Here is a 26,241-nt window from a genome sequence, read left to right as displayed (position 1 = left end):
GAATGACCGTGGCCGGGCGGCGGCGGGGCCCGAGCGCGGCTCAGGGTTCGACGAGCCCCGTCCGGATCGCGTAGCGGGTCAGCTCGAGGCGATCCCGCAGGCCGAGTTTCTGCAGCATGTTGGCCCGGTGGCGTTCCACCGTCTTGGCGCTGATGAACAGGATGTCGGCGATCTCCTTGGACGTGTGTCCTTCGGCGACGAGCTTGAGGACCTGCTCCTCCCTGGCGGTCACCGCCTTGTCCGGCAGCGGCTCGCCGTTCTGCGCGCGCTCGAGGTAGTTGCGCAGCAAGGTGGTCATCGTGCCGGGGTACAGGAACGGCTCGCCCCGCATGGCCGCGCGGCACGCGGCGACCAGGTCCCGGTCGGCCACGGACTTGGGTACGTAGCCGCTGGCGCCGACCTTGAGTGCTTCGAAGAAGTACTGCTCGTTGTCGTACATCGTCAGCATGAGGATGCGCAGGGCGGGCTGGATCAGGGCCAGTTCGCGCGCGGCCTGCAGTCCGGTCGTCCGCGGCATCGAGATGTCGAGCACCGCCAAGTCCGGCCGGTGCGCGCGGGCCATGGCGACCGCCTCGACGCCGTCGGCCGCCTCGGCGACGACGTCGAGGTCGGGCTCGCTGTCGAGGATGAGCCGCACTCCGCGGCGTACCAGCGCGTGGTCGTCGGCGAGCAGGATGCGGATCGGCGCCGCGGCGGTCGGATTCTCGGGCATCTCACACACCCCTCGTCTCGGGAGGTACGTCCGTCGCCTTCTCGAGCGGCACGTTCATCCGCACGCGCGTGCCGCCCCCTGGGGCCGGGCCGATCGTGAACTCGCCGCCGACGAGCAGCGCACGTTCCCGCATGCCGCGGATGCCGGAGCCCTCCGGGACCCGCCCCACGCCCTGTCCGTCGTCGGCGACGAGGAGTTCCACGCCGTGGGAGGTGCGGCTCAGGGTCACGTCCACCTGTGCGGCGCGGGAGTGCCGTGCCGCGTTGGTGAGGCTCTCCTGGGCGATGCGGTAGAGGACGAGTTCGACCTGCTCGCCGAGGTCGGGCAGGTCCGTCGCGTACCTGCGGCGGATCGTGAAGTCGGCATGCGCGGTGATCTCGTTGGAGAGGGCCGTGAGGGCGCTGGTGAGGCCGAGTTCGTCGAGCACTCCGGGGCGCAGCCCGCGCGCGATCCACCGGATCTCGTCCAGGCCGGCCCGCGTGGTCTCCTGCACCCGGTGCAGATCCTTGCGCAGCGCCTCGGGAACCTGATCGGCGACCCGCTTGAGGTCGAGGAGCACGACGGTGAGGGTCTGGCCGACCTCGTCGTGGAGTTCCTGGGCGATGCGGCGGCGTTCGGCCTCCTGCGCCGACAGGACGAGGGAACTGCTTGCCGCGCGTTCGGCCTCCAGGCGGTCGAGCATCGTGTTGAACGTGCCGATCAGGTCGGCGATCTCGCCCTGGCCGGTGACCTGCAGCCGTCGTCCGGGGCGCAGCAGGTCCGTCGTGGTCATGGCCCGGGTCAGGCGCTGCAGGGGTGTCAGACTCACCCGGAACAGCGCCGCGTTGGTCCCGAGCATGACGGTGAGACCGGCCCCCGCGATCAGGACCTCGTGGAACAGGACGGGCGTGGACACGGTCGCGGGCCCGAGCAGCAGGAGCGTGGCCGCGACGAGCAGGACCGCGGCGTTGAACAGGAATATCCGCCAGAACAGTGACACGAACGCGCGGCCTCCTCGGGTGGTGCCCGACGGGTGCCGTGCACGTGCATGTCGGTACGCGTTCCGGGGCGTCCGGGACGTCCGACTGGGCGATGGTGTCTGTGCCGGGGCCCATTTGTCCATCCGTGCCGACATCTATTCCCGTGCAAATCAGGGCAATTGGCCGTTCGGCGACTTCAAGGGAGCGGGCTTCCTGTCGGCGTCCGCCTCGGCCGACGCAGGCGCAGGCGCAGGCACAGGCGCGGTCGGCGCCCGGCGGCGGGTGAGACGGGCGGCCACAGGCGCCGTGTACCGCGCGGTCAGGGGGCCGATCACCACGAGGATCAGGACGTACGCGGTGGCCAGCGGGCCGAGCGAGGGCTCGATCCCCGCGGTGACGGCGAGCCCGGCGATGACGATGGAGAACTCGCCCCGCGCCACGAGCGTGCCGCCCGCGCGCCAGCGCCCCTTGACCCCGACCCCGGCCCGCTTCGCCGCCCAGTACCCGGTGGCGATCTTCGTGCACGCCGTGACGATCGCCAGGGCCAGCGCCGGTACCAGTACCGGCGGGATGCTCGCCGGGTTGGTGTGCAGGCCGAAGAAGACGAAGAACACCGCGGCGAACAGGTCGCGCAGCGGCGACAGCAGGGTGTGCGCGCCTTCGGCGGCCTCTCCCGACAGGGCGATGCCGACGAGGAACGCGCCCACCGCCGCGGAGACTTGGAGCTGCTGGGCCAGGCCTGCCACGAGCAGCGTGAGACCGAGCACCACGAGCAGGAGCTTCTCCGGGTCGTCGCTGGAGACGAAACGCGAGATCAACCGTCCGTGGCGTACCGCGACGAAGAGCACGGCTCCGGCGACACCGAGCGCGATGGCGAGGGTCACGCTGCCCGTGGCGAGGCTCACGCCGGCCAGCAGGGCGGTGACGATGGGCAGATAGACCGCCATCGCCAGGTCTTCGAGCACCAGGATGCTCAGGACCACCGGCGTCTCGCGGTTGCCGAGCCGCCCCAGATCTCCGAGGACCTTGGCGATGACGCCGGAGGACGAGATCCAGGTGACACCGGCCAGCACCACGGCGGCCACCGGACCCCAGCCAAGGAGCAGCGCAGCCGCCGCTCCGGGCAGGGCATTGAGGGTGAAGTCCACGATCCCGGCCGGGTATTGGGTCTTCAGGTTGGAGACCAGGTCACTGGCGGTGTACTCCAGGCCCAGCATCAACAGGAGCAGGATGACGCCGATCTCGGCGCCGATGGCGACGAACTCCTCGCTGGCGCCGAGGGGGAGCAGCCCGCCTTCACCGAAGGCGAGACCGGCGAGCAGGTACAGCGGTATCGGTGAGAAGTGCAGCCGGCCCGCGAGCCTGCCGAGCAGGCCGAGGCCGAGGATGATCGCGCCGAACTCGATCAGGAAGAGCGCAGAGTGCATGTGCTCACTCACGTCCGAGTATCGACGCGGCCGACTCGACGCCCTCGCGGGTGCCGATGACGATCAGGGTGTCCCCGCCCGACAGCCGGAAGTCCGGTGCCGGGGACGGCATCGCGGTGGCCCGGCGCAGGACGGCCACCACCGAGACGCCGGTCTCGGTGCGCATCCGGGTCTCACCGAGCACCCGGCCGTTCCAGTACGAGTGTGCCGAGAGCGCGATCCGCTCCGCGACCAGGCCGAGATCGGTGGTGTGCAGCACGTTCGGGCTGTGGTGGGCGGGCGTCAGCGTCTCGACCAGGGCGGCCGCCTCCACCCGCGTCAGATGCACGGACTGCGCACACTCGTCCGGGTCGGAATCCTGGTGGACGCTCACCGTCCGGGTGCCGTCCCGGTGCGCGATCACCGACAGATGGCGCTGTTCACGGGTGGTGAGGTCGTACTTGACGCCGATCCCGGGCAGGGGAGTCGTACTCAACCGCGGTGCGGGCACAGCCCGAACCTCCTTCTTGTCGTTCTTGTCGTTCGCGCTTGCGGCCGGCGCCGCTCCTGGCCGTGGGGCACCCGCCGCAAACCAGACATGCTGCCACCTGGGGTCATGGCAGGTATATGGGTGTCAGCACGGATGGACAGTGCCCGAGCCGGCCATGGAGGCTGTGAACCGGCAGCGCTGGGACACGGGTGGGGACCGCCCTCCTGGCCGCCTGCCTCGCGTCGCCCGCGCCGACGTCAAGAACGCATCAGGCGTGGACGGCTTTCCTGGTTCGGGGCAATCGCGAGCGATTAGCGTCCGATGACAAGTGATCAAGAGCGTGCACAAGCATGCTGCCCCGCAGCGGGCACGCATGGGTACAGGGGGAAGTTGTGGGTGCAGAATCCGACTCAGTGGCCTCGATATCGGCGCCGAACACCGGGTTCGATCCGCGAGGCGGGCCGATCTCCGCGCCGCATCCCGGCCAACACGGCGGTCTGCAGCCGATCTCGGCCGCCGACGCCGCCCCGGACCCGCGCATCCAGGCGCCCACGACTCCGCTCGCCGCAACGGATCCGCGCACCTCGCACCAGATGCCCGCCCCGGACAGCCGCACCGACGTCCGTGACCGGGACCCCGCGCCCGGCACGCATCCCGACCCCGGGTTCAACCACTCCGGCATCCGGACCATGTCCGCCGGCGGCGGTCCGAGCGGCGGCCCGGGTGTCGGCGTGCAAGCAGGCGGCGGCCTCTCCGGCGTGGACGACCCGGGTGCGCTGAACCGCGCCGGGCAGGGCGCGTACCAGCTGGGCAGCCTCGTGCAGAGCAACGGCCGCGTCGGCGACGACGACCAGATGATCGCCGCAGCGGCGGCCCTGGGCGCCGACTTCTGGGGCGGTGAACTGGGCTTCGAACTCATGAAGACGATGGAGACCTGGGACAAGCAGGCCCAGCAGCTGTCCCGCACCTGCCAGGCCATCGGCGACCGCTGCACGACCACCGCGAACAGCTACACGACCACGGAGTCGGCGAACGACCAAGAGATGAGCACCCTCCAGCGCTCGCTCGCCGACTTCAACTGAACGGGACCGCCACGATGATCTCTTACACCGAGCTCTTCCACCTGGACGTCGCCGCCATCAAGGGCGCGGCCGACCAGTGGGACGAGTACCGGCGCCGCTACGAGCGCATGGACGAGGCGTACGACCAGCAGGTGCTCACCCCCTTCGACCAGGCCGGCTGGTCCAGCTTCGACGCCACCTCCGTCTTCGCGCGGGCCCAAGTGGCGGACGCCAACAAAGAGTTCACCGACGCGGGCATCGAGGCCAAGGGGCTGCGGGCCGTCCTTGAGGACGCGTACGACGAACTGAAGGGGTACCAGGCCGACCTGCGCCAACTCACCGAGGACGGCAAGAAGAACGGCGTGCTGATCAGCGCCACCGGCCAGGTGAGCCTGAAGGACCCCGACAAGGACGGCGACGGGGGAGGCGGGCTGCTGCCCTCCGGCGACGAACTCACCCTCAAACTGTGGGAGGGCCGCATTCAGCTGCTCCTCGTGGCCGCCACCAACGCCGACCAGTCCGCCGTCACCGCCTTGCGCCGCAACACCGGCAAGCTCGACGAGGGCTTCAACGACAAGACGGTCAAGTCAGTCGACCAGGACGAGTCCGAGCGCGCCTCCACACTCCTCAAGAAGTACGAGAAGGGCGAGAAGCTCTCCCCGTCCGAACTCGACGAACTGCACCGGCTGATGGTCCACAACCAGAAGGACCCCGAGTTCAGCCGCATGACCATCGACAGCCTCGGCCCCGAGGGCACCCTGCGCCTGGCCGAGGACCTGGAGAAGGAACGCACCGGCGACGGCGCGAACAAGGACAAGTACGGGAACATCCAGTCCGCGCTGGCCAACAACCTCGCCACCGCCAACAAGGACAAGCAGTTCTCCGAGCAGTGGCGCAAGGACATGGCCGAGCTCGGTACCGAACGCACCGGCGACGACGGCCGCAACCCGTACGGCTACCAGACCCTGGCCTCGCTCCTCAAGCAGGGCGACACCGGCTCCTATCCGCCGCACATGACGACCGGCCTCACCGACGACATCATCGAGGCCGAGAAGAAGCATCCGGGCCTCTGGGACGAGCACGACCAGGCCAACGCGGGCGCCGACGTCGACCCGGTCGCCGTCAAGGACCCGGTCGACGACATGCTGAAGGTGATGAGCGGCGACCCGGACACCGCGACCCGCTACCTGGACCCCGGCGCGGACGGCGGCAACAAGCGCCTGGAGTACCTGCTCGACAAGCGCGACTGGCCGGACCTGGAGGTCCGGGAGGTCTACCGGGGCATGGAGCCCACCGGGCAGACCGACCACATCGAGGCCACCAACTCCCGTACGGGCCTGGGCAGTGTCCTGGAGAACGCCGTCACCGGCGACAAGGCGGGCCCGCCGCACACCGACGGACAGGCGCGCATCATGCGCGACACCATCGACCTGCTCGACACCAGCCCCGGCAACGAGGGCATCCCCGCCAACCTCCAGAAGCCGATGGGCAACGCCCTGGCCGACTACACCAACGACACCCACCAGATCCTCACCGGCGTCAAGGGCGACTACCGCGAAGAAGTGCCGGGCATGGAGGGCAGCAAGGCGGGCGCGGACGGCGTCTTCGGCTCCGCCGACGACTCGCACATCTCGCCCGACCCGCAGAAGCTGATCCGCCTGATGCGGGGCGCCTCGGACGACCCGGAGGCGTACGCCACGATGCACAAGGCCGAAACGGCCTACATCGCCCAGCAGATGGATGCCGCGGACGGCAACACCGCGGACGCCATCAAGCGGCCGGCCCGGGAGGGCGGCTCCGTCCTCGGTACGTACGACGCCATCCGCGACGACGTCATCTACGACAAGCGTGACAGCGCCAACGCCCAGGAGGACTGGAACGCCAAGATCGCGTACCACGCGGTCGGCGCGCCCGTCACCGCCATCCCCGTCCTCGGCGACACGGCGCAACGTCTGGTCGACTGCTGGACGTACGACATGTCCAATCAGTACAAGGACGAGAACAACGACGCCGCCGCGGCGGAGGCCGCGGAGAAGAGCATGCGGTCCGAGCGCCAGATGGACCTGCTCGTCGAGGAATGGGCCGAGCTGGAAGGCCCCGGCCGGGATCACGCGAGCATCGACACCCTCCAGGAAGACCTGAAGAACAACCGCAACACCCGCCGTGAGCTGGCCAACGACGCGCTGGGGCGCTGACCGTGGGGCGGCGCGGGAAGACGGCGCTGTGGGGTGCGGCGGTCCTCGTGCTGGTGGCCGGGAGCGGGGCCGCGGTGTACGGGATGTCCAAGGCGCAGGCCGGACCCGGCCGGCCGTGTGCCGGAATCGAGGTTCCCGAGGCCGCGTCGGCGAAGTTCCTGAACGTGCCGGAACTGCCCCGGGAGGCCTTCCTGGACCGATCCGCATCCGATCCGCGTACGTGCACCATCAGGCCCGAACGCGGCCGCGACAAGGGGCAGTTCGACGAGGTCGACTTCCGCGTCAGCCGGTCCGATGACAGCAGGGACCTCCTGCTCGGCCTGCACCGCCAGATGTCCGACTCCTGGGGCCAGACGGTCTCGCCGATCGGCAACGGCTGGCGCGGGGTGCTCGGCGAGGACCACCAAGGCATCACGGCGACCGTGGTGATGCTCTGCGACGGCGGCAAGGACAGCGACCTCGTGGTCAACCTCAAGGCGACCGACCTGAGTCTCGACGAAGGCGACGTCACCGACGGGCACCGCGCACGACTGGCCGACCTCGCCACCCGGACCGCCGCCGCGGCAGCCGGCCAGGAGGGGTGCGAGGCCCCACGCGGAAAGCCGGTACGGGAGGTCGCGGCGCCGTTCCCGGGTACCAGGGAGAGCACGGACATCCTCGCGCCCGGTGCGGCCGAGGGCACCTGCGCCGGGATCCGGGCACGCACCCAGGAGACCGAGGCCGACCCCCTCGCCCCCGTCGAGGACTGCCTCCTCTTCGACGGGCACGACGAGCCCGCCTATCGCATCGCCGCCTACTACGGCCCCTTCGTGCAGGACGGCCACGTGGCGACGTACAAGCGCGGCGACAGCGGCAAGTTCCGGGGACCGGCGGGCGGTTCGGACGGTTTGTACTGGGCCGGCGCCGACTGCCCGGCCCAGGGCGGCACAGCCTTCTTCACTTCCGAGACCCTCTACACCGGTGCCGGCCACACGCCTCCGGATCCCGCCCTGCAGCGGGCCGCACTCAAGCAGTTCGCCCAGCGCTCGGCGAAGGCGCACGGCTGCGAGGCACCGGAGTTCGCGAAGTAGGGGCACTGCCGCGAACGGCCGCACCTCTTGATGGCCTGTCCGCCGATGTCTCAGGAGTTCAGCGTCGTGGACGGCGGATGCCCGTAGCGGTCGCGGTAGGAGGCCGCGAACCTGCCCAGATTGGCGAACCCCCAGCGGTAGGCGACATCGGAGACGCCGGCCGAGCCGTCGCGGGACGCGGTCTGCAGGTCCTGATGGGCCCGGTCCAGGCGTACGTCCCGCAAGTAGCCGAGCGGTGTCGTGTCCAGATGGCAGCGGAAGGCCTCCTGCAGGGCGCGCGGGCTGACGCGGGCGGCGACTGCCAGATCGGCGAGGGTGAGTGGCTCGTCGGCGCGCTCCTGGGCCAGTGCCATCGCCCGCCGTACGGCGGGGTGGGCGACGGCCCCCGTGCGTTGCGGATCCACTCCCGGGGTGATCAGCCGCTGGGTCTGGATGAGCACGGCGGCCGTGGCCTGGGTCAGGTGGGTGGCGACGAGGGGGTTCTGGCGCGCGATGCCGTCGCCGAGGACCTCGCGGTGCACGGCCTGCGAGATGCCCGACCAACTCCTGGCGGCCTGCGGCGAGACGGACGGGCCGAGGGCGAAGCGGGCCCGTACCGGCCGGTCCAGACCGAGGGAGTCCGCAGCGGCCTGCTCCATCGTCTCGCGTTCCAGCCGTACGGTGGTCATGCGGGCGCCGGGGGACCAGTGGACCTGGAACCCGCTGTAGGGGTCGAGGACGTAGGTGCCGCCGGGTTCGACGCTGCACTCCTCGCGGCCGGGGCGGCTCACCGTGACCCGGCCGTGCGTGACTTCGCACATCAGCAGGTACGAATCCAGGGCCTGGGGCCTGATCAGGGTCTCCGCGTGCAACTGCGGGGACCCGTACTGCAGACCGGAGACGGTGATCCCGGGGAAGCCGCTCTCCGCGTACCAGGCGTGGAATTCCCGGGCGTCGCCCAGGCAGCGCAGCTCGTACGGGCTGTAGGCGTTGCTGATGATCTCCTTGGTCTCTTCGAGGTCGTTGCTGCGCACCAAGGTGGTCAGTCGGCTCAGGTCACCAGGGACAGTGCTGAGCTGTGTCATCCGGAATCTCCTCCTCTCCGCGTTCTCCGGCCTGGCTCCGCGTTTGCCGGGTAGCTGCGGAGGCCCCCTGGTCAGTACTGTCGTGCCTGCTCACCGTCAAGGTGACACCGGTTCCGACTGCGTTCGGGACCGGTACCGCACGCGGTGGCAGTCCTGAATGCGCAGGGGACATCCAGGACGACCACGGCATGCACGAGCCCCACCCCACAAAAAGCAGTGCGGCGGGGCCCTCGGCGTTCACGGCACTTCTTCCATCAAGGCGCATGGGGAGTGCGCCTTGCCCATGAGGACGGTGCATGCTGCGCCGGATGCCGACGGGGGATGCGACACCCGGCGCAGCTGACCCGCAGCGTACGGCGCCGCCGCGCGGGGGGCGAGCGGCATCGGCGGAACTGGCGCGTTCTGTGCGGTGCGCGTCTTTATGCAAGTCACGCCGCTGCGGGCCTGTGGCTTGAAGTCACCCATCATCTCGACTCCGTCCTCGGCGCAGCCGACGGCGACGCGGTCGTCCGCACTGCGCCGCCCTCAACTCGTGTGCGTCGCACGGGGTTCCGCGCGCACCCACCCGTAGAGCACCAGCGAGCACAGCGCGGCGCAGGCGCACCAGGTGGAGATGAACTCCCGGCGCCACAGCACCGTGCAGAGGGCCGCGCCGACGGCGACCAGGACGCCGAGCCGGACCAGGCCCGCGTCGCCGGACAGCAACAGCGCCCCGATCGTCGCCACCAGATAGCCGCCGAGCAGCCATGGCGCGTACGGCAGTCCGATCGCGTACCCCATGGTGTGTCCGCGGATCTCACCGGTGACGGTCTTCGTGGCCAGCGTGTACGCGAGGGCGGCGGAGGTCGGCACTCCGACGGCGAGCGGCAGCGCCAGGCGCCGCCGCGCCCGGGGCGGCGCGGCGTACAGCACGGCGAACGGGACCCACAGCGGCAGCAGCGGCAGAGCGATCACCGCCCAGACGACGGTGGCCGGGCCGGTGCCGCCGCCCGCCTTCCAGACGAACGCCTCGACGATCTGATGCGCCCCGAGCAGCAGCGGCAGCGCGGCCAGCGGCAGTGCGCGGCGACGAGTGCGGGCGGCCCGTGTCACGCACGCGACCCCGACCGCGGTGATCACCGCGCCCGCGGCCAGGTCGGCCGATGCACTCCAGCACATGCCTGCCACGCTACGAGTCCATGATCGCGCCCGCGCTCGCGAGACCGCCGTCAGGGCGACGTCCGGCACACACGCCCCCACTGTGTGTCGCCGGTGGTCGGACGGCGCTCACGCGTTGACGGCGGGGCGCCCGGTCTGTGCCCGATACCGCCCCGGTGTGGTGCCGAATTCGCGGTCGAAGGCGTGGGAGAGCGCGTACGGGCTGCCGTAGCCGACGCGTCGGGCGATGGTGGCCAAGGTGTCGGGGGTGTCGCGCAGCTGGGTCGCCGCGAGGGTCAGGCGCCACCAGGTCAGATAGGCCATCGGGGGACGGCCGACCAAGGGGGTGAACCGGCGCGCCAGGGTGGGCCGGGAGACGCCGACCTCGGCGGCCAGGCGGTCGTTGCTCCAGGGGGCGTCCGGGGCCGTGTGCAGCGCCCGCAGGGCGGAGGCCGTCACGGGGTCGCCGAGGACCGCCGGCCAGGCTCCGCTCGTGCCCTCGGCCAGCCAGGCGCGGAGCATGTAGACGAGCAGGAGGTCGAGCAGGCTCGGCAGCGCGGTGCAGGAGCCGGGCCGCCGCGCGTCCAGCTCGCCGCTCAACAGGTCGATGGCGGCACGGAGTTCGGGCTGGCCGCCCACGCGATGCGGCAGGTGGACGACCGTGGGCAGCTCCGCCATGAGCGGGTGCAGGCGGCCCTGGTCCATGCGGTACTTTCCGCACAGCAGCTCCACCGCGTCGCGATCGGTGCCCGCGTCCGGGCCCGGCTCGCCGGCCCAGTCCTCGAAGGGCACCGCCTGTCGCACGGCCGCCGCGTCCTGCGGGGAGTCGGCGATCACGTGGCCCGTGCCGTGGGGCAGCAGCACCGCGTCCCCCACGCCGAGGGAAATCGGCGTACCCCCGTCGGACAGCAGCCAGCAGCCCCCCTTCAGCACGACGTGGAAGCCCGCGCCGTCGTACGGGGCCAGCCGCGCGCACCAACTCCCGGTCACCCGCACCCGGTTGGAGGAGGGCCGGCCGAGGCGTACGGCGGAGATCGCATCGCTCACCACATCCATCCGGGCAGGGTACCGCCAGCATCCTTGGTGAGACGAATGCGTATCTCAATGAGATGAAAGCGCATTGAGACGCTCGACGGGGCTTCCTAAGGTCAAGCACATGAAGAACGAGAACGTACAGAGCAGCACGCAGAGCAACACGCAGAGCGACGTGCAGAGCATCGTGCTGGGTGACGTCGAAGTCATCCGGATCGTCGAGCTGAGCAGCCCCTTCGTGCCGGCCCGCGAACTGGTGCCGCAATCCACCGCCGCACTGTGGAAGGACAACGCGGACTGGCTCGCGCCGGACCACTGGGAGCCGGACAGCGACCGGGCGGTGGTGGCGCTGCAGAGCTGGGTGCTGCGCAGCGGCGGCCGGACCGTCCTGGTCGACACCGGCGTGGGCAACGGCCGTGAGCGGCCGGACTCGCCGCAGTTCCATCACTGGCAGGGCGACTTCCTCGGCCTCCTGGCCCGGGCCGGCGTGCGCCCGGACGACGTCGACACGGTCGTCAACACCCACCTGCACAGCGATCATGTCGGCTGGAACACGACCGGCACCGACGGCGGTTGGGTGCCCACGTTCCGCAATGCCCAGTACCTCATCCCGGCCGCCGACGACGCCCATTTCGGCCCGGAGAACGGGTACGCGAACGGCCTGCGTGAGGACGACCGCCTCCTGTACGAGGACAGCATCGCCCCCATCCACGAAGCCGGACAGGCCCTCCTGTGGGACGGCCTGCACCGCATCGACGAACACCTCACCCTGGAGTCCGCACCCGGCCACACCCCCGGCTCGTCCGTGCTGCGCCTCGCGTCCGGCGGGGACCGGGCGGTCTTCGTCGGAGACCTGTTGCACAGCCCGGTGCAGATCCTCGAGCCCTCCTGCAACAGCTGCTTCTGCCACGACCCTGCGCAGGCGGTGGCCAGTCGCCGCAGGGTCCTCGAACGAGCCGCAGATGAGCGGGAGTTGGTCGTCCCCGCACACTTCGGTGGCACGGGCGCCGTGGAGGTCCGGCGCGAGGGGGCCGGGTTCGCCCTCGGCGCGTGGGCGGGGGCCGCCGTGGGCTAGGGCTGCTCCGTTTGGTCCTGCCGCGCAGCGGGGGCGCCCGTGGGGGTCGACGCTGTTTCCGGGGAACCCGGAAGGAGCAGATCATGAATGACGCACAGGACCAGCCCGGCGCCACGGGCTGCGAGCTGGACCCGATCACTTGGGACGCGCTGGTGTCGGGGATGCAGGCGCACGGTGTGGCCCATGACGTGATCGGCAAGGTGTGCCACGACGCGCTGCGCTCGATCAACGCGACTCCGGTCGCCGAGCGGGACCGACGCAACGCCGAAGCCGAGGCGAACGCCGCCAAGCGCCGGGCCGGGCAGCTCTAGCCCGTTCTCTGCGCCCTCGGCCGGTGCGTCGCCCGCAAGCCTTGGCTGCTCAGGCAATGAAGGACAGCAGCCGAATGACCGGTCGCGCCGCGTTCCCGGCGTCGTCGTCGAGGCCGGCGGGCAGCGCGCCGCTCAGCCACAGGTTGGCGAAGCCGTGGACGATCGACCAGGCGGCCAACTCCGTGGACGCGGTGGCCGATGCCGAGAGTGCGGCGGTGAGTGCCCGGTCGGCGCGCTCCTGTGCGCTGATCAGTTCCGGGTCGTCGGCGAGGTGCAGGCTGGGCTGGAACATCACTTCGAAGTGCGCCGGGTGCCCGACCGCGAACCGTACGTAGGCCACGCCGGCCTCGACGAGGTCGTCGCCCGCGGCGGTCACGGCGTCGGCCAGCAGGTCGTAGCCTTCCGCCGCCAGCGCGGTGAGCAGGCCGGGCTTGCCGCCGAAGTGGTGCTTGAACGCCGCGTGCGACACCCCGGCGCGGCGGCCCACGTCGCGCAGGCTGAGCGCGGCGGGCCCGCCTTGCTCGATGGCCTCGGCAGTCGCCGCGAGTGCGGTCCGGCGCAGGTCTCCGTGGTGGTACGGGCGGTCGGTCATGCCTTACATCTTACCGTTGACAACATTGTGGGCCGGGCCTATCTTTCCAGTGGAAAGTTCACGTGAGGCGGATGGAGGTCCCCATGGAACCGCTGCTCGCGCTCCTGATCGGTTTCGGCGGCGCCCGCATCGCCGGCCTCGCCGGCGTCGACGCGCTGGACGGCCGGCATCCGGCGCTGAGGGTGGGGCTGGCGGTGATGTTCCTGCTCACCGCGTTCGCGCACTTCTATCCGAAGCTCCGCGCCGACCTCATCGGCATGGTCCCGCCGGTGCTGCCGCGCCCCGACCTCCTAGTCACGCTCACCGGAATCCTCGAACTCGCCGGTGCCGTCGGCGTCTTGATCCCGGCGACCGCACGCCTCGCCGCGGCATGCCTGCTCGTGCTGATGGTCGCGATGTTCCCGGCGAACGTCTCGGCGGCCCGGCGCAAGGTGGCCCAGGGTGACCGGCTCGGCCCGCGCACGGCCCTGCAGTTGGTGTTCATCGGCGCGGCGGCACTTGTGGTTGCGTAGCGCACCGTCCCTCTGCCCGTTGGCAGTTCGGCTCCTCGACGAGACGGCGGACGGCAGCGCCCAGCCTCAGCCCTCAGCCGATGAGGGTCGCCTTCGGGCGGACCACGCAGAACTCGTTGCCCTCCGGGTCGGCCAGCACGGTCCACGACTCGTCGCCGCTCTGTCCGACATCCGCTCTGCGGGCGCCGAGTGCGAGGATGCGCTCGATCTCGGACTCGCGGTCCTCCGCGGCGGACGTCAGATCGAGGTGCAGGCGGTTCTTGACGGCCTTGTGGTCCGTCACCGGCATGAAGCAGATGCCCACCGGGGCCGCCGGGTCCGGCCCGATCACGACTTCCCGCTCCCGTGCCGACAGGATCCGCCAGTCAAGGACCTCGGCCCAGAAGCGGGCCAGGGCGGGCAGGTCGTGGGCGTCGATGACGATGTGGTGCAGCGAGAGAGGCATGTCGGCCAGTGTGGCCTGCATGTGACGAGCCGCGCCCGGCCGTTGACGATGCCGCGTCCGGCCGGCCAAGGGAACCGTTTCGGCACCCGGGGTGTCCCAGGGGGAAACGTGACGCCATGGGGGTCGGCATGCCGGAGCGCACCAACCAGTACGACGAGAACGAGCAGAGCTACCGCACGTATTGGCAGGACCGCAGCTATGAGCACGAGGCCGAGGTCGCCGCGCTCCGCTCGCTGCTCGGCGGCCTGCACTGCGCGAGCGCCGCGGACATAGGGGGTGGCTATGGCCGACTCGTCCCCGTACTGCGGGAGTTCGCCGACCACGTCACGCTCGTGGACGCCAGCAGGAAGCAGCTCGCCGACGCCGAGGAGTTTCTCGCGGGGCAGAGCGGAGTCGCGATGAGACTGATGAGTGCCGGGCGACTGGACCTCGACGAGGCGAGCCTCGACCTGATCACGATGATCCGCGTCATGCACCACCTCCCCGATCCCGCCCCGGCCCTGGCTGACATCGCCCGCGTGTTGAAGCCGGGCGGCATCGCCGTCGTGGAGAGCGCCAACCTCGCGCACGCCGCCAACCGCGTGCGCTACGCCGTCCGCAGGCAGCGCATACCCACCGAGCCGGTCGACATCCGCTCAGCCGCCAACCGCGCGCGGGACTCGATCCCCTTCGTCAACCACCATCCGCGCACGGTGGCCGGGCAACTCGCCGCCGCGGGCCTCGTCGTGGAGCGGACGCTGTCCGTCTCCAATCTGCGCAGTGCCCGGCTGAAGAGGCTCATCCCGCACCAGACCCTGGTCCGGGCCGAGGGCGCGCTCCAATCGCCGCTCGCCCGGCTCTCGTTCGGCCCGAGCATCTTCTTCCTGGCGCGCAGGCCCGGGTAGCGCAGGCCGGGGTAGCGCACGCCGACGGTTGCGGGCCGCCCACCGTGCCGCGGGCCCCATCGCATGGCCCGCGGCCAGGAACAGCCCACCGAGCACCAGCCACCCGGGCACGCCCCAGGTCACGATCAGCGCGGTGAGCAGCACCGGGCCGAGCGTGCGCGACACGGCAGTACTGGTACCGAAGAAGCCCTGGTACTGGCCTACTTGATGGGCGGGCGCGAGGTCGAAGCTGATCTGCCAGGAGCCGGCGGACTGCTTCATCTCGCCGACTACCTGGAGCGCCGCGGCGCAGATCAGCACCGCCGCCATCGCCCACAGCGGGAGGTCGAAGCCCGACACGGCGAAGACCGCACAGGAGGCGAGCAGCAGGACACCGGCCCCGCGTACGGCGCGCGAGGCCGTCCTCAGGTCGGTGATCGCGCGGGCCGTACGCACCTGGAAGAGCATCACCGCAAGGGTGTTGAGGACGAACAGGGCAGAGGCCAGCCAGGTCAGCCCGGGTACGCGAGTGGCGATCCACAGCGGAATGACGAGGCTCAGCAGCGGCAGCCGGAGCATCAGAACGGTGTTGATGAGGGTGACTACGGCGAACGGGTGGTCACGCAGCACCGCGAGCCGCGGCTCGTTGCCGCTGCGTCCCCGGGCCGTGGCGACCGGGGGCAGGCGCAACAGCACCAGCGCGCCGACCGCGAAGCTCAGCGCATCCACGGCGAAGACCGCGAGGAATCCCGTACGAGTGCCGTGACCGAGGGCCAGGCCGCCCAGCCCGGCGCCAACTGCCAGCCCCGCGTTGACCATTGACTGCAAGTACGCGAGCGCACCGGTGCGCTCGACCGGAGACACGAGCCCGGCGAGCAGCGCCTGCCTGGCCGCGGCGAGGCCCGACTGGACGGTGGCGTACAGGCAGATGGCGAGCAGGAACGGGACGTAGGAGCGGATGAGGAGGAAGGAGGCGGCGATCGAGGCGGCGGCGACGGTGAGCAGCACCGCCGTGCCGCGCGGTCCGTGCCGGTCGGCCACATGCCCGAGCGGCACCCCCGCCACCGAGCCCAGCGCCCAGGCCACGGTGAGGCTGAGCCCCAGCAGGGTGGGGGACAGCCCGACGAACTGGGTGAAGTACAGGGCCGAGCATGTGTAGTACGCGCCGTCGCCCAGCGAACTGCTCAACTGGGCGGCGGAGAGGGTCCGTACGACGCCTGCGGGAGGAAGGATCCGCATGGGTGAGGCACTCCTGGATGGTGCGGCCCAGGAGCCGCGTGCGGTCGGTGACGTCACCACGCTAGGCAGGTACCGGCCCAGGCTGCAGGGACAATGATGGGCTCAGATTGTGGGCCAATTGGACGGATTGGCAGGCCGAATGGAGTCGCCGTGTGCCACTTCGGGGAGTGAAGATGGGGCATGACGCCTACTTCACGCGCCCTCTCCTTCGACAGTGCCGCCGAGCAGTACGCGGCGAACCGGCCGTCCTATCCGCCGGGCGTCCTGGACGCCGTCGAGGAGATCATGGGGCGCCCGCTCGAAGGCGCCCGGGTCGCGGACATCGGGGCCGGTACCGGCATCGGCACGGCCCTGCTGCGGGAGCGCGGCGCGGTGGTGACGGCGGTCGAGCCGGGTGACGGCATGGCCCGACAGTTCCGTCGCACCCTTCCCGACGTGCCGGTCGTCCGCGGCGACGGCAACGCCCTGCCGCTGGCCGACGCGTCGCACGACCTGATCACCTATGCCCAGTCCTGGCACTGGACCGACACCGCCCGCTCCGTGCCCGAAGCCCTACGGGTCCTGCGTCCGGGCGGGGCGCTCGCCGTGTGGTGGAACACGGATGCCGGGGACGTGCCCTGGGCCGTTGCCCAGACCGAGCGGATCGCGCGGCACTGCAAGGTGCCGGCCACGACCCGCACACGCCCCGACGACTCGCGGGCCGCCCGGCTCGCGGGCGTGGACGGACTCGACTTCGCGCGGCGCCAACTGCGGTGGAGCCGCGTCGTCCCGCTCGACATGCATCTCGCCAACATCAGCAGCCACTCGGCGTTCCTCGTCCTGGGCGAGGCAGGCACCCGGGAATTCCTCGACGCGGAACGCGCCCGACTGTGCGAGCTCTTCCCGGACGGGGACGTCGAGGAGACCTATGTGGTGGACCTGCTGGTCGCCAGGAGCCCGGGCGGTCGCTGACTCCTGGGCGGAATGCGGGAGTTGAGCAGGGAGACCCCGGTTCTCGGCGCTGCCGTATAGCCATGAAAAAAAGCCTAGCGGCGCTAGACAGGAGTGCGGGGCCAGGTCTAACGTTGCGTCATCGCTAGCGGCGCTAGAACTTCTGGCACTGCACAAGCCTCGGTCAACTTCCCTTGGGGGGAACCATGTTCAAGCGTCGCGCCACCACAGCTCTCGCCGTCATCACCGGCCTCACTGTCATGTTCTTCGGGCTCAACTTCCTGCTGAACCCGGGAGCGCCGGACGGGTTCGGCATCGACCCCTGGCCGACCGGGAACGCCGACGGCTACTTCATCGTGAAGGGCGTACGCGACATCGCCGTCGCGTCCACGGTCTTCGTGCTGCTCGCGATGAAGCAGCGGCGTGCCCTGGGCTGGGTGATCCTGGTCGACGCGGTCATGCCGCTCGGCGACGCGGTGGCCGTGGTCACGAACGGCGGGAGCCTCACCACGGCGCTGAGCGTGCACATCTCGGCCGCCCTGGTGGTGCTGCTGACGGCCGGGCTGCTGATCGCCGAGGGGCGCAGGGCAGGTCGTACGGCGGGTCGCACGGCAGTCGCGGCAGACGAGGCCCCCCAGCCGGCCCGGGCGACCGCCTGAGCGCCGGCCTGTGGCGGCCGGAGGCGAGCCGCCTCAGCTCTTCAGGCGCACCCGAAGCTCCTCCGCGTCCTCCAGGAACCACGTCTGGCGTCCCCGGTTGCACTCGCGGACGAAGTCCCGCAGCGACGAACTGGCCGCCGTGTGGCGGGAGATGTCGCCGAGGACGACCAGGCCCATGCCGTACTGCACGAACTTCTGCACGATGTCCCCGGCGACGCGGCTGCTGAGCTCGAAGAACGCCGCGTCGAGCCGGGCGGCGGGGACGACGACCCACTGCGCACCCTGGTAGCCGCCGTTGCCGATGAGGTCGAGGGCGTCGCGTTCGCCGGTGATGGGCTCGCCGTCCGCGTCGCACACCAGGACCGGCACGTCGGAGATCGTCTGCAGGGTGCTCATGACCGTAGAGACTAGGTCCCGGTTCCCGGCGCCTTGTGGACGACCCCCGTAAGCCCGGGACCTAAGTCCCGTCCGAGCGAGGACCTTTGCCGCCTGCCCGGGCGGTGCGGCGCTCGTAGCCTTACCCACTGATCCCGGCCCACAGGGGCCTGTCGAGCATGATGAGGGGGAGCGGTGCGGTTTCACTTCGGGCTGCGCGTCGTCGGGTACCGGCCCGACCTGGAGAGTCCACTGTGCGGCCAGCTGGTCGAGTCCGCTCCCGAGGGGACGTACTACTGCGGCGAGCGAAAGGTGGGTGCCCGCTGCGCCGCCCACAGCGGCCAGGCCGCCTCGCCCCGGCGACGCCGGTCGGCCGGATCGGGCGCAACGGCCGCCTAGGCGACCGGGGTTGCGCACTTCAGGACGCCGGGCCGCGCCGCCCGCAGGAGCAGCAGCGACGTCGCCAGGATGAGGATCCCGGCGATCGCGAGCGCGGTGCGGGAGCCCACGAGACCGGCCAGCACACCCCACAGCCCGGTCATCGCCGCGGTGGTCGCCTTGCCGGTGACCGACCACGCGGAGAGGGTGCGCACGACCCGGTCCGCCGGGGTCTGCTCCAGGCGGTACGTGACGAGCACCGGGTTGAACACGGCCATGCACGTGATCATCCCCAGCTCGACGCTCATGACGAGCACCATCCCGCCGACGCCGGGCCCGATGAACGCAAGGCCGGGCAGCCAGCACACCCGCAGCGCCCCCGCGACGAGCAGCACCCGGCGCCGGCCGAACCGTGCCACGAGCGGGCGGGCGAGGCGGGAGCCGATCAGACCGCCGGCACACGGCAGGGCGAAGGCGAGACCGTACTGCCATGGCGCGAAGCCCAGTTCGCCGAGCATGAGGACGGCGAGCAGTGGCGCGGTCGCCATGATCAAGCCGTTGACCAGTGTCGTGTTGAAGAACAGCAGCCGCAGCGACGGGCTGGCCAGGATGGTCCGCCACCCGTCGAGCAACTCGCCCGAACGCAGCCCGGACGGTGCACCGGCCCGGGCCGGGCGCGGCTCGCTGCCGCCGATGGCGCGGATCCCCGCAGCCGAAAGCAGATAGCTGACCGCGTCGGCAAGGACGGTCAGCACCGGCCCGAACACTCCGGCCGCGGCCCCGCCGAGCGGCGGGCCGAGCATGGTGGTGGTCCAGGTCGTGGCCTCGAACCGGCTGTTCGCGACGAGCAGGTCCTGCGGCGGGACGAGCGATTTGAGGTACGCGCCGCTCGCCGCGCCGAACGTGATGTCGGCCGCGCCGACGATCACCGAGACGACCAGGAGCTGGACGAAGCCGAGCCGGCCGAGCGCGAACGCGGCGGGCACGGTGAGCAGCGCCGCGCACCGCACCAGGTCCATCGCGACCATCACCGGCCGCTTGCGCCGGAACTCCACCCAGGGGCCCAGCGGCACCGCCACCAGCGCCCCCACCGCAAGTCCCGTCGCGGCCAGCAGAGACACCTGCGCCGGACCGGCGTCGAGGACCAGGATCGCGATGAGGGCGAACGCGTCGAAGGCGAGGCGCGTACCGAAGGCGCTGACCCCGTACGCCGCCCACAGCCAGCCGAACTGCCGCCCCAGCGAGCGTCCGGTCGGTGGCTCCGGCGGGCGTCCGGTCGGTGGCTCCGGCGGGCGTCCGGCCCTCGTGTCCGATCGGCTGGCCGTCATGCCCGCGGCACTCCTTCACCCATGCGCACGGACAACCCGACGTTGTCCAGCGCTCGCTCTCCGCTTGCCGGTGCCATCAAACCCAGTCGTGAGCCTGCGGAGCAAACAACCGACCCGGCCGCACGACACAACCGGACGTTGTGCACCTAGGGTGGGCCGGGTGGACCTCAACGCCGTACGCACCTTCGTCGCCGTCGCCGACGCGGGGCAGTTCCAGGAGGCCGCGGCCGGCCTCGGCATCACGCAGCAGGCCGTGTCCAAGCGCATCGCCGCACTGGAGAAGGACCTCGGCGTGCAGCTGTACCACCGCACCCCGCGCGGGGCCCGGCTCACCATCGACGGGCAGGCCTTCCTGCCGCACGCCCGCGATCTGCTGCGGGCCGAGGAACGCGCGGCCGGTTCCGTGCGGCCCGGCCGGCGGGCGCTGCGCGTCGACGTGCTCGGGCGACGCAGCGCGCAGGCCGCCCTGCTGCGCGGCTTCCACCACGCCCATCCCGACGTGGCCCTCGACGTCGTGACCCTCTTCGACGGCGACGAGGCCATGGCCGCCGTCGGGTCCGGCAGCCTCGACGCGACCTTCCGCGCCGTCACCGTGCCCGCCGCCCAGCTGCCCGACGGCATCGAGGCGGTCCGGGTCCTCGACGAGCCGCACCAGCTGCTCACCGGGCCGGGCCACGCGTTCGCGGACGCCCGCGCGGTCACCCTGGAGCAGCTCGCCGGGCACCGGATCTGGATGCCCGGCGTCGTCCCCGGCACCGAGTGGGCCGCCTACTACGAGGAACTGGTCGCCGAGTTCGGGCTGACCATCGATGCGATCGGTCCCAACTTCGGTCCCGAGGCCCTGCTCGACGAGATCGCCGACTCCCCGGCCCTCGCGACCCTGGTCGGCGAAGGGACCCGCCTCGTCTGGCCCGCAGCCCACGACCTGCGGCGCATCCCCGTGCTCGACCCGACGCCGGTCTACCCCCACTCGCTCCTCTGGCGCGGCGACAACCCGCACCCCGCGCTGGCCGCACTCCGCGCCCACCTCGGCGCCGCACGTCCCGGGCCCGGGACGTGGGTGCCCACATGGGCGCGGTGAGCAGGCGCTAGTGAGCCGGTCTTGAGTTAGTGCGACACCACGTGAGGTGCGTCCAGCACCAAGCCACTGGTCAGCCGAGTGCCGATCATGCGATCGGTGACGCAGAATCTCGAAATCGGGACACTAGGCGACGGCCCGCAGCAAGCCGATCAGTGAGCCGCGTGCGCGGGCCACCCGGGAGCGCACCGTACCCACCGGGCAGCCGCTGAGCAGCGCGGCCTCCGCGTACGGCAGCCCCAACAGCTGGGTGAGGACGAAGGCCTCACGGCGCTCGTCGGGCAAGGTGGCCAGCAGTTCGTTGAGGGCGATGCCGTCGTCGAAGCCGGGCAGGTCCCGGGGCTGGGCGTGCTCGGCGGCGGACTGCCAGTCCTCGGTGTGGGCGACGCGGGGCCGGGCGGCGGTGTGCCGGTGGCTGTCGACGACCGCGCGGCGGGCTATGGAGAGCAGCCAGGTGCGTGCGGAGGAGCGGCCCTCGAAGCGGTGCAGGCTGCCGAGGGCGCGCAGGAACGTCTCCTGGGTCAGGTCGTCCGCGGACTGCGGGTCGGCGCCGAGATGGGCGACGTAGCGGCGTACGTCACGGTGCAGGGCGCGGACGAAGTGCTCGACGGCGTGGGTGTCTCCGCTGCGGGCGGCGAGCGCCCATGCGGTGATCGCGTCGTCGTGCGGGGGCGTGTTCCGGTCGGGCGGTGTGCCGCGTCGGCCGTACGCGGCACCGCAGGTGCCTTCCGGTGCGGTGCTTCTTCGCGGCAGGGGCGTGGGGAGGGTAGCGGGCATCGCCTGGCGTCCTTTGGGGAAGTGCGGGGTCCGGGCCCGCAGTGCGGCGGGCCCGGTGCGTCGTACGGCCGCGCGTCCACGCGACCGGTGCCCGAGGCGCGCGCGCCGTGGGGCCGCGGCGACCTCGGGGCCGGCTGTCACAGGACAGCGGGCCGCGCCGGTGGTCCTCTGGACGTGAGGGTGTGGACGAGCAGCAGGGGACGCAGGATGTGCGCGGCGCGGGCGCGGCGCATGCGCAGCCGTGGACCGCGCGGCAGCGGCGCGATCAGGAACAGCACCCGGAGCGGGGCGCCGAGCCAGCCGGCGACGGCGCGCAGGATCCGGAAGGTCGCCCGCTCGCCGTGCGCGAGCCACAGCCCGCTCAGCAGGGCCGCCAGCACGTGCGCGGCGAACATCCCGCCCACCGGAATGCCGTCCGTGGGCATGCCGTTCATCGCCAGGGCGCTCATGGAGGTGGCGGACATGTCGTGGCCCAGCGCGCCGAGGGCCCCGACGGCGGTGAACGGCACGTCGTGCGCGCCGTGCCCCTGCGGTCCCGGCGCGCCCCCGACTGCCGTACGGGACAAGGAGAAGGCGAGATGCAGCGCCGCCTGCGCGGCCAGCGTGAGCATGACGACCATCGCCGGACCGCGCTCGCGCCCGCCCAGACTCCAGGCCCCGGCCCCGATGAACAGCGCCCCGGCGATCAGGGTCCAACAGGGCACGATGGTCCCGGTCATCAGCAGGTGCCCGAGGGAAGCGAGCAGCACGCAGACGGCCGAGAACACCCCGGCCCGTACCGCGCGCGCACACCGTCCAGCAGTCATGGAGGGCTCATCGTCGCATTCGCGTCCCACGGGTCAAGCAGGGCGGGCAGTCTTTCGGAGGTCCGCCCGCGCTCCCCGGTGTACGCGTCCGAACTGCGGCTCAGGACACGGCAGATCGGGTCGGCCGGGGCCGGGCCGGATCAGGTCCGATCGGGTCGGACTCCTTGGCAGTTCGTGCGCGGCATCGGGTCAGACTCCGTGGTCCGTACGCAGCACCCGCCCCGCCACCGACGTGATGTGCAGCTCGTCCGGCCCGTCCACGATCCGCGCCATCCTGCCGTTGCGGAAGAGCGAGGGCAGGGCCGTGTCCGGGCCCAGGTCGGCCGCCCCGTGCACCTGGATCGCCGCGTCCGTGACCTGCTGCAGCATCCGCGCGGCGGCCACCTTCGCGAGCCCGACCTCGACATGCGCGTCGAGGCCCGCATCGAGACGCGCCACCGCCTCGTACACCAGCGGCCGGGTGGTGCGCAGCGCGAGCAGCGACTCGAAGACATGGCTCTGCACCAACTGAAGGTCCCCGAGCGTCCCTTGCGTACGGGTGCGGTGCACGGCCCGCTCGCGCATCAGGTCGAAGGCGCGCCGCGCCTGCCCGAGCCAGTGCAGACAGCTCAGCGTCCGGCCGAGCTGCAGCCGGGACCCGGCCACCGACAGGCCCTTGCCGCGCCCGCCGATCAGGAAGTCGTCATCCACCGCGACCTCGTCCAGCTCGATCTCCCACTGTCCGCCCGTGCCGAGGACCGGAAGCTCGCGCACCAGCTGGAAGCCCGGCGCGTCGGTGGGCACCAGGAAGAGCGACAGGCCCTCGGGGTCCGGCGCCGTGCCGTCGGTGCGGGCGAGCACGGCGACCAGGTCGGCCTCGGCGGCCGCGCCGACGAACCACTTGCGCCCGCTCACCCGCCAACTCCCGTCCGCCGCACGCTCGGCGCGGGCCTCGGTCAGCCGGGGCTCGGTGCCCGGCGTGCCGGGCTCGGTCATCGCGAACGACATGCGCAGCTCGCCGGCGACGAGCCGCTTCAGGAACAGGTCGTGCACCCGCTGACTGCCGTGCTGCTGCAGCGTCAGCGCGTCGAGGAGCGTGGCCGAGCCGAGCGCGGCGGGCCCGTGGTCGCTGGCGCCCTCGGCCTCGGCCAGCGGCGCGTACAGGGCGAGCGGCAGGCCCTGGCCGCCGATACCGACGGGCAGCGGCAGCGCCCACAGGCCCTGTTGCCGCGCCGCGCCCTGCAGCGTGCGCAGAGCTGCCGTCGCATCGGAGCCACCGCGGTCGAGGACGTCTTCGCGCGGGACGATCCGGCGGCGTACGAATTCCGCTATCTGGTCCCGCACTTCGCGCATTCCGTGCGGACAGTGCGGCAACCCGTACGTCACCGGCACCTGGCTCTGCATCACAATCCTCCGACCTTCCCGGGACCCCGTACGCAGGACGGTGCGCCTGCCTCTCACGGAAGTGGTCGGACGAAGGGCCTCCTGGGTTCCCGTCACCTTGTGAAAAGACCCTGTGAAAGTCGGAAACCCGCCGTTACCCCCGGTACTCGGAACCTCCCACCTCTGTGGCGTACGGCGGTTCGGCCCCCGCCCGCGAGCAGGTGACCGCGGCGGCCCGCGCGGCGTAGGCGAGCACCTTCCGCCACACTTCCGCAGGCAGCGCGTCCATGGCGTCCGCCGACAGTGCGTCCCGCAGCGAAAGGTCGTGCAGCAGCGCCGCGTTGACCGTGTCCCCGGCCCCGATGGTGTCCACGACCTCGACCCGCTCGCCCGGCACGGACACCTCGCCGCCGCCCCGGGTGAAGACGGTGAGCCCGCCCGCGCCCCGCGTGACCACGACCGCCGCGGGCCCCGCCGCCAGCCACCCCGGCACGTCCGGGCCGAGCCACTGGGCGTCCTCCTCGCTCAGCTTGAGCAGCGACACATGCGGCAGCCAGGACTTGAACCGGGCCCGATAGGCGTCCGCGTCCGGGATCAGCCCGGCCCGGATGTTCGGGTCGAGCGCGACGAACACCCCGCGCCCGGCCTCGCGCCGCATCAGCTCCTCGTACGCGCTCGCCCCGGGCTCGAGCGCCAGCGAGCACGTACCGAACGACAACGCCCGTACGCTGCCGGGCAGTTGAGCCTCGCCCGGTGTCGCGAAGAGCCGGTCCGCGCTGCCCTCGACATAGAAGCTGTACGCCGCCGCCCCGTGTTCGTCGAGCGCGGCCAGGGCCAGCGTGGTGGGCTCCGGTCCGCGCTGCACCAGCGAGACGTCGACGCCCTCGTCGCGCAGGTGCCCGACCAGGGCCTGTCCGAAGGCGTCGGTGGAGATCCGCGAGCAGAAGCCGACCTCCGCGCCGAGCCGGCCGAGCGCGACGGCCGTGTTGTACGGGCCGCCGCCGCGCGCGGGCCGCAAGGGCGCGAGCACATCGCCGCCGGCCTGCGGGACCAGGTCGATCAGGGCTTCACCGGCGACGACGATCACAAGGGATTCCTTCCGGATCGGGGCAGTGCGGCAGACAGCGAAGGGCGGACAGCGAACGGCAGGGGTCAGGCTCGCACGGCGGCCTCGCGCTGCCCAGGCCGGGCGACGCTCCGAGTCGACCCAACCCTGGTCCCTATTAGCTGAATTAGAGGCTCTTTCGATGAAATCTAAGCACTTCAGCTATTTCATACAGGGATAAACCGCCCAACTATGCCTAAATGCTCCTGCATCCACGTCCTGCATCACCACAAGCAAGGGAAGCCTCAGCCATCGGACAGGCCACCGACCAGGAGCAGGAGCGACTCCCGCAGTCCGCCGGCACCCAGGTCGTTCAGTTCGCCCGTGAGACCCTCACGGGCGTCGCCCAGGTCGACTTCATGCCGAGCGCGATCACAGGCGTCTTCTTCGTCGCCGCGCTGTTCGCCGCCAAGTGGGAATACGGCCTCTACGGGCTGCTCGGCACCGCCGTCTCCACCGCCACCGCCTACGCGTTGGGCGCGGACCGCGGACGCATCGCCTCGGGACTCGAAGGGTTCAACGGCACGCTGGTCGCCACCGGGTACGCCGTCTTCCTCGGGGAAGACCACCTCTCCACCGTGCTGCTCGCCATCGGCGGCTGCGTCGTCGTGGTCGTGCTCACCTCCGCGCTCGCGAACATCCTCGCCACCTGGAACATCCCCACCTTCACCATCCCGTTCTGCATCATGGCCAGCGCCATGACGATCGCGGCCCCCAGCTTCGAGCGGGTATGGCACCAGGGCCCCGGGCTCTCGGAGTTGGCGAAGGCGAGCACCGACACCACGCATCTGGGCTGGCACGACCTGTGGCACGCGTTCTTCGCCAACATCGGCCAGATCTTCTTCATGCCGCAGTGGTACGTCGGCCTGATCTTCCTCGCCGGGATCTTCTGGGCCAGCCGCACCGCGGGGATCATGGCCTGCGTCGGCAGCCTCACCGGCATCTTCACCGCCTGGGCGCTCGGCTCGCCCACCAACGGTATCGAGCAGGGCCTGATGGGATACAACGCGGTCCTCGTCGCGATGGCGCTGTGCGGGGTCTTCCTGACCGTCAGCGCGTGGAGCGTGGTCTACGCGGTGATCGGCGCGGCCGCCGCGACCGGCCTCACGGCCACCATGAGCACCTTCTTCGACCCCTTCGGCGGGCACACCTTCACCTGGCCGTTCGTCCTGACGGCCCTCGCGTTCGTCGCGGCCGTGCCCTCTTTGAACCGCCTGCACAGGACCTGACCGACCAGCCGTCAGGTGAGGGCCTGACCGGCGTCATCCGGAACCGAAAGC

Annotated in this window: 27 protein-coding genes and 1 pseudogene; 12 read left to right on the top strand and 16 right to left on the bottom strand. The window is 71.4% G+C overall.

Annotation, left to right across the window (positions count from 1 at the left end):
- Positions 1-40: 40 nt before the first annotated feature.
- The 4 genes from OG430_RS06355 to OG430_RS06340 all read right to left on the bottom strand — a co-directional run bounded on the left by OG430_RS06355 (position 41) and on the right by OG430_RS06340 (position 3,573).
- Positions 41-712 (bottom strand): response regulator transcription factor, encoded by a 672-nt coding sequence (locus tag OG430_RS06355; protein WP_327351435.1) that lies wholly within the window; start codon positions 710-712, stop codon positions 41-43.
- 1 nt (position 713) lies between these two features.
- On the bottom strand, positions 714-1,691 hold the full coding sequence (locus tag OG430_RS06350; protein ID WP_327351434.1) for a HAMP domain-containing sensor histidine kinase: 978 nt from the start codon (positions 1,689-1,691) through the stop codon (positions 714-716).
- Between the two features lie 150 nt (positions 1,692-1,841).
- On the bottom strand, positions 1,842-3,098 hold the full coding sequence (locus OG430_RS06345; protein ID WP_327351433.1) for a cation:proton antiporter: 1,257 nt from the start codon (positions 3,096-3,098) through the stop codon (positions 1,842-1,844).
- A gap of 4 nt (positions 3,099-3,102) precedes the next feature.
- The gene (locus tag OG430_RS06340) at positions 3,103-3,573 is read right to left on the bottom strand and encodes a cation:proton antiporter regulatory subunit (RefSeq protein ID WP_327358970.1); all 471 of its coding nucleotides are present in this window, start codon (positions 3,571-3,573) and stop codon (positions 3,103-3,105) included.
- 407 nt (positions 3,574-3,980) lie between these two features.
- Here OG430_RS06340 and OG430_RS06335 point away from each other — a divergent pair, with 407 nt between their 5' ends.
- Genes OG430_RS06335 through OG430_RS06325 form a run of 3 tightly spaced genes read left to right on the top strand, consistent with a single transcriptional unit; the run spans position 3,981 to position 7,893 of the window.
- On the top strand, positions 3,981-4,649 hold the full coding sequence (locus tag OG430_RS06335) for a hypothetical protein (RefSeq protein WP_327351432.1): 669 nt from the start codon (positions 3,981-3,983) through the stop codon (positions 4,647-4,649).
- Between the two features lie 14 nt (positions 4,650-4,663).
- The gene (locus tag OG430_RS06330) at positions 4,664-6,823 is read left to right on the top strand and encodes a hypothetical protein (RefSeq protein WP_327351431.1); all 2,160 of its coding nucleotides are present in this window, start codon (positions 4,664-4,666) and stop codon (positions 6,821-6,823) included.
- Between the two features lie 2 nt (positions 6,824-6,825).
- Positions 6,826-7,893: a hypothetical protein gene (locus OG430_RS06325; protein WP_327351430.1), complete on the top strand. Its 1,068-nt coding sequence runs from the start codon at positions 6,826-6,828 to the stop codon at positions 7,891-7,893.
- Positions 7,894-7,943: 50 nt separating this feature from the next.
- Here OG430_RS06325 and OG430_RS06320 read toward each other — a convergent pair whose 3' ends face one another.
- From OG430_RS06320 to OG430_RS06310, 3 genes are all read right to left on the bottom strand, one after another.
- Positions 7,944-8,957, bottom strand: a complete 1,014-nt coding sequence (locus OG430_RS06320) for a helix-turn-helix transcriptional regulator (RefSeq protein ID WP_327351429.1) — start codon at positions 8,955-8,957, stop codon at positions 7,944-7,946.
- A gap of 525 nt (positions 8,958-9,482) precedes the next feature.
- Positions 9,483-10,115 carry a DUF6629 family protein gene (locus OG430_RS06315; protein WP_327351428.1) on the bottom strand — a complete coding sequence of 211 codons (633 nt, stop codon included), beginning with the start codon at positions 10,113-10,115 and terminating at the stop codon, positions 9,483-9,485.
- A gap of 108 nt (positions 10,116-10,223) precedes the next feature.
- Positions 10,224-11,150 carry an AraC family transcriptional regulator gene (locus OG430_RS06310; protein WP_327351427.1) on the bottom strand — a complete coding sequence of 309 codons (927 nt, stop codon included), beginning with the start codon at positions 11,148-11,150 and terminating at the stop codon, positions 10,224-10,226.
- Between the two features lie 100 nt (positions 11,151-11,250).
- Here OG430_RS06310 and OG430_RS06305 point away from each other — a divergent pair, with 100 nt between their 5' ends.
- Positions 11,251-12,201, top strand: a complete 951-nt coding sequence (locus tag OG430_RS06305; RefSeq protein WP_327351426.1) for an MBL fold metallo-hydrolase — start codon at positions 11,251-11,253, stop codon at positions 12,199-12,201.
- A gap of 83 nt (positions 12,202-12,284) precedes the next feature.
- The gene (locus OG430_RS06300; protein ID WP_327351425.1) at positions 12,285-12,512 is read left to right on the top strand and encodes a hypothetical protein; all 228 of its coding nucleotides are present in this window, start codon (positions 12,285-12,287) and stop codon (positions 12,510-12,512) included.
- A gap of 49 nt (positions 12,513-12,561) precedes the next feature.
- Here OG430_RS06300 and OG430_RS06295 read toward each other — a convergent pair whose 3' ends face one another.
- The gene (locus OG430_RS06295; protein ID WP_327351424.1) at positions 12,562-13,104 is read right to left on the bottom strand and encodes a TetR/AcrR family transcriptional regulator; all 543 of its coding nucleotides are present in this window, start codon (positions 13,102-13,104) and stop codon (positions 12,562-12,564) included.
- An 83-nt stretch (positions 13,105-13,187) separates the two neighbouring features.
- Between OG430_RS06295 and OG430_RS06290 the strand changes: the two genes are divergently transcribed.
- Complete coding sequence (locus tag OG430_RS06290) at positions 13,188-13,616, top strand: DoxX family protein (RefSeq protein ID WP_327351423.1); 429 nt, start codon at positions 13,188-13,190, stop codon at positions 13,614-13,616.
- A 73-nt stretch (positions 13,617-13,689) separates the two neighbouring features.
- On the opposite strand, the gene OG430_RS06285 is transcribed toward OG430_RS06290, so the two are convergent.
- Complete coding sequence (locus OG430_RS06285) at positions 13,690-14,061, bottom strand: VOC family protein (protein WP_327351422.1); 372 nt, start codon at positions 14,059-14,061, stop codon at positions 13,690-13,692.
- A 116-nt stretch (positions 14,062-14,177) separates the two neighbouring features.
- Between OG430_RS06285 and OG430_RS06280 the strand changes: the two are divergent.
- Positions 14,178-14,651 (top strand): annotated as a pseudogene (locus tag OG430_RS06280) (class I SAM-dependent methyltransferase); the annotation flags it as partial.
- 45 nt (positions 14,652-14,696) lie between these two features.
- Here OG430_RS06280 and OG430_RS06275 read toward each other — a convergent pair.
- Positions 14,697-16,163, bottom strand: a complete 1,467-nt coding sequence (locus OG430_RS06275) for an MFS transporter (protein WP_327351421.1) — start codon at positions 16,161-16,163, stop codon at positions 14,697-14,699.
- Positions 16,164-16,343: 180 nt separating this feature from the next.
- Here OG430_RS06275 and OG430_RS06270 point away from each other — a divergent pair, with 180 nt between their 5' ends.
- Together OG430_RS06270 and OG430_RS06265 are read left to right on the top strand one after the other, a co-directional pair.
- Positions 16,344-17,114, top strand: a complete 771-nt coding sequence (locus tag OG430_RS06270) for a class I SAM-dependent methyltransferase (RefSeq protein ID WP_327351420.1) — start codon at positions 16,344-16,346, stop codon at positions 17,112-17,114.
- A gap of 185 nt (positions 17,115-17,299) precedes the next feature.
- Positions 17,300-17,752, top strand: coding sequence for a DUF4267 domain-containing protein (locus tag OG430_RS06265; protein ID WP_327351419.1), 453 nt, complete (start codon positions 17,300-17,302; stop codon positions 17,750-17,752).
- Between the two features lie 33 nt (positions 17,753-17,785).
- Here OG430_RS06265 and OG430_RS06260 read toward each other — a convergent pair whose 3' ends face one another.
- Complete coding sequence (locus OG430_RS06260; protein ID WP_327351418.1) at positions 17,786-18,148, bottom strand: DUF4180 domain-containing protein; 363 nt, start codon at positions 18,146-18,148, stop codon at positions 17,786-17,788.
- Positions 18,149-18,322: 174 nt separating this feature from the next.
- On the opposite strand from OG430_RS06260, the gene OG430_RS06255 reads away from it, so the two are divergent.
- Positions 18,323-18,526 (top strand): hypothetical protein, encoded by a 204-nt coding sequence (locus OG430_RS06255; RefSeq protein WP_327351417.1) that lies wholly within the window; start codon positions 18,323-18,325, stop codon positions 18,524-18,526.
- Here the strand turns inward: OG430_RS06255 and OG430_RS06250 are convergent.
- Positions 18,523-19,833: an MFS transporter gene (locus OG430_RS06250; RefSeq protein ID WP_327351416.1), complete on the bottom strand. Its 1,311-nt coding sequence runs from the start codon at positions 19,831-19,833 to the stop codon at positions 18,523-18,525. The two genes, OG430_RS06255 and OG430_RS06250, sit on opposite strands and share 4 nt — an antisense overlap.
- A 160-nt stretch (positions 19,834-19,993) precedes the next feature.
- On the opposite strand from OG430_RS06250, the gene OG430_RS06245 reads away from it, so the two are divergent.
- Positions 19,994-20,914: a LysR family transcriptional regulator gene (locus OG430_RS06245; protein WP_327351415.1), complete on the top strand. Its 921-nt coding sequence runs from the start codon at positions 19,994-19,996 to the stop codon at positions 20,912-20,914.
- A gap of 123 nt (positions 20,915-21,037) precedes the next feature.
- Here OG430_RS06245 and OG430_RS06240 read toward each other — a convergent pair whose 3' ends face one another.
- From OG430_RS06240 to OG430_RS06225, 4 genes are all read right to left on the bottom strand, one after another.
- On the bottom strand, positions 21,038-21,688 hold the full coding sequence (locus OG430_RS06240; RefSeq protein ID WP_327351414.1) for a sigma-70 family RNA polymerase sigma factor: 651 nt from the start codon (positions 21,686-21,688) through the stop codon (positions 21,038-21,040).
- A gap of 137 nt (positions 21,689-21,825) precedes the next feature.
- On the bottom strand, positions 21,826-22,494 hold the full coding sequence (locus OG430_RS06235; protein WP_327351413.1) for a hypothetical protein: 669 nt from the start codon (positions 22,492-22,494) through the stop codon (positions 21,826-21,828).
- A 189-nt stretch (positions 22,495-22,683) separates the two neighbouring features.
- Entirely contained in the window at positions 22,684-23,877 is a 1,194-nt protein-coding gene (locus OG430_RS06230) for an acyl-CoA dehydrogenase family protein (RefSeq protein WP_327351412.1), read from the bottom strand.
- A gap of 133 nt (positions 23,878-24,010) precedes the next feature.
- Positions 24,011-24,943 carry a carbohydrate kinase family protein gene (locus OG430_RS06225; protein ID WP_327351411.1) on the bottom strand — a complete coding sequence of 311 codons (933 nt, stop codon included), beginning with the start codon at positions 24,941-24,943 and terminating at the stop codon, positions 24,011-24,013.
- 218 nt (positions 24,944-25,161) lie between these two features.
- Between OG430_RS06225 and OG430_RS06220 the strand changes: the two genes are divergently transcribed.
- Positions 25,162-26,190 (top strand): urea transporter, encoded by a 1,029-nt coding sequence (locus tag OG430_RS06220; protein WP_327351410.1) that lies wholly within the window; start codon positions 25,162-25,164, stop codon positions 26,188-26,190.
- Positions 26,191-26,241: the final 51 nt, after the last annotated feature.

The sequence above is a fragment of the Streptomyces sp. NBC_01304 genome (assembly GCF_035975855.1).
Taxonomy (GTDB): Bacteria; Actinomycetota; Actinomycetes; order Streptomycetales; family Streptomycetaceae; genus Streptomyces.
The sequence above is the reverse complement of the archived record's forward strand: the minus strand, read 5'-3'. Positions and strand labels throughout refer to the sequence as shown.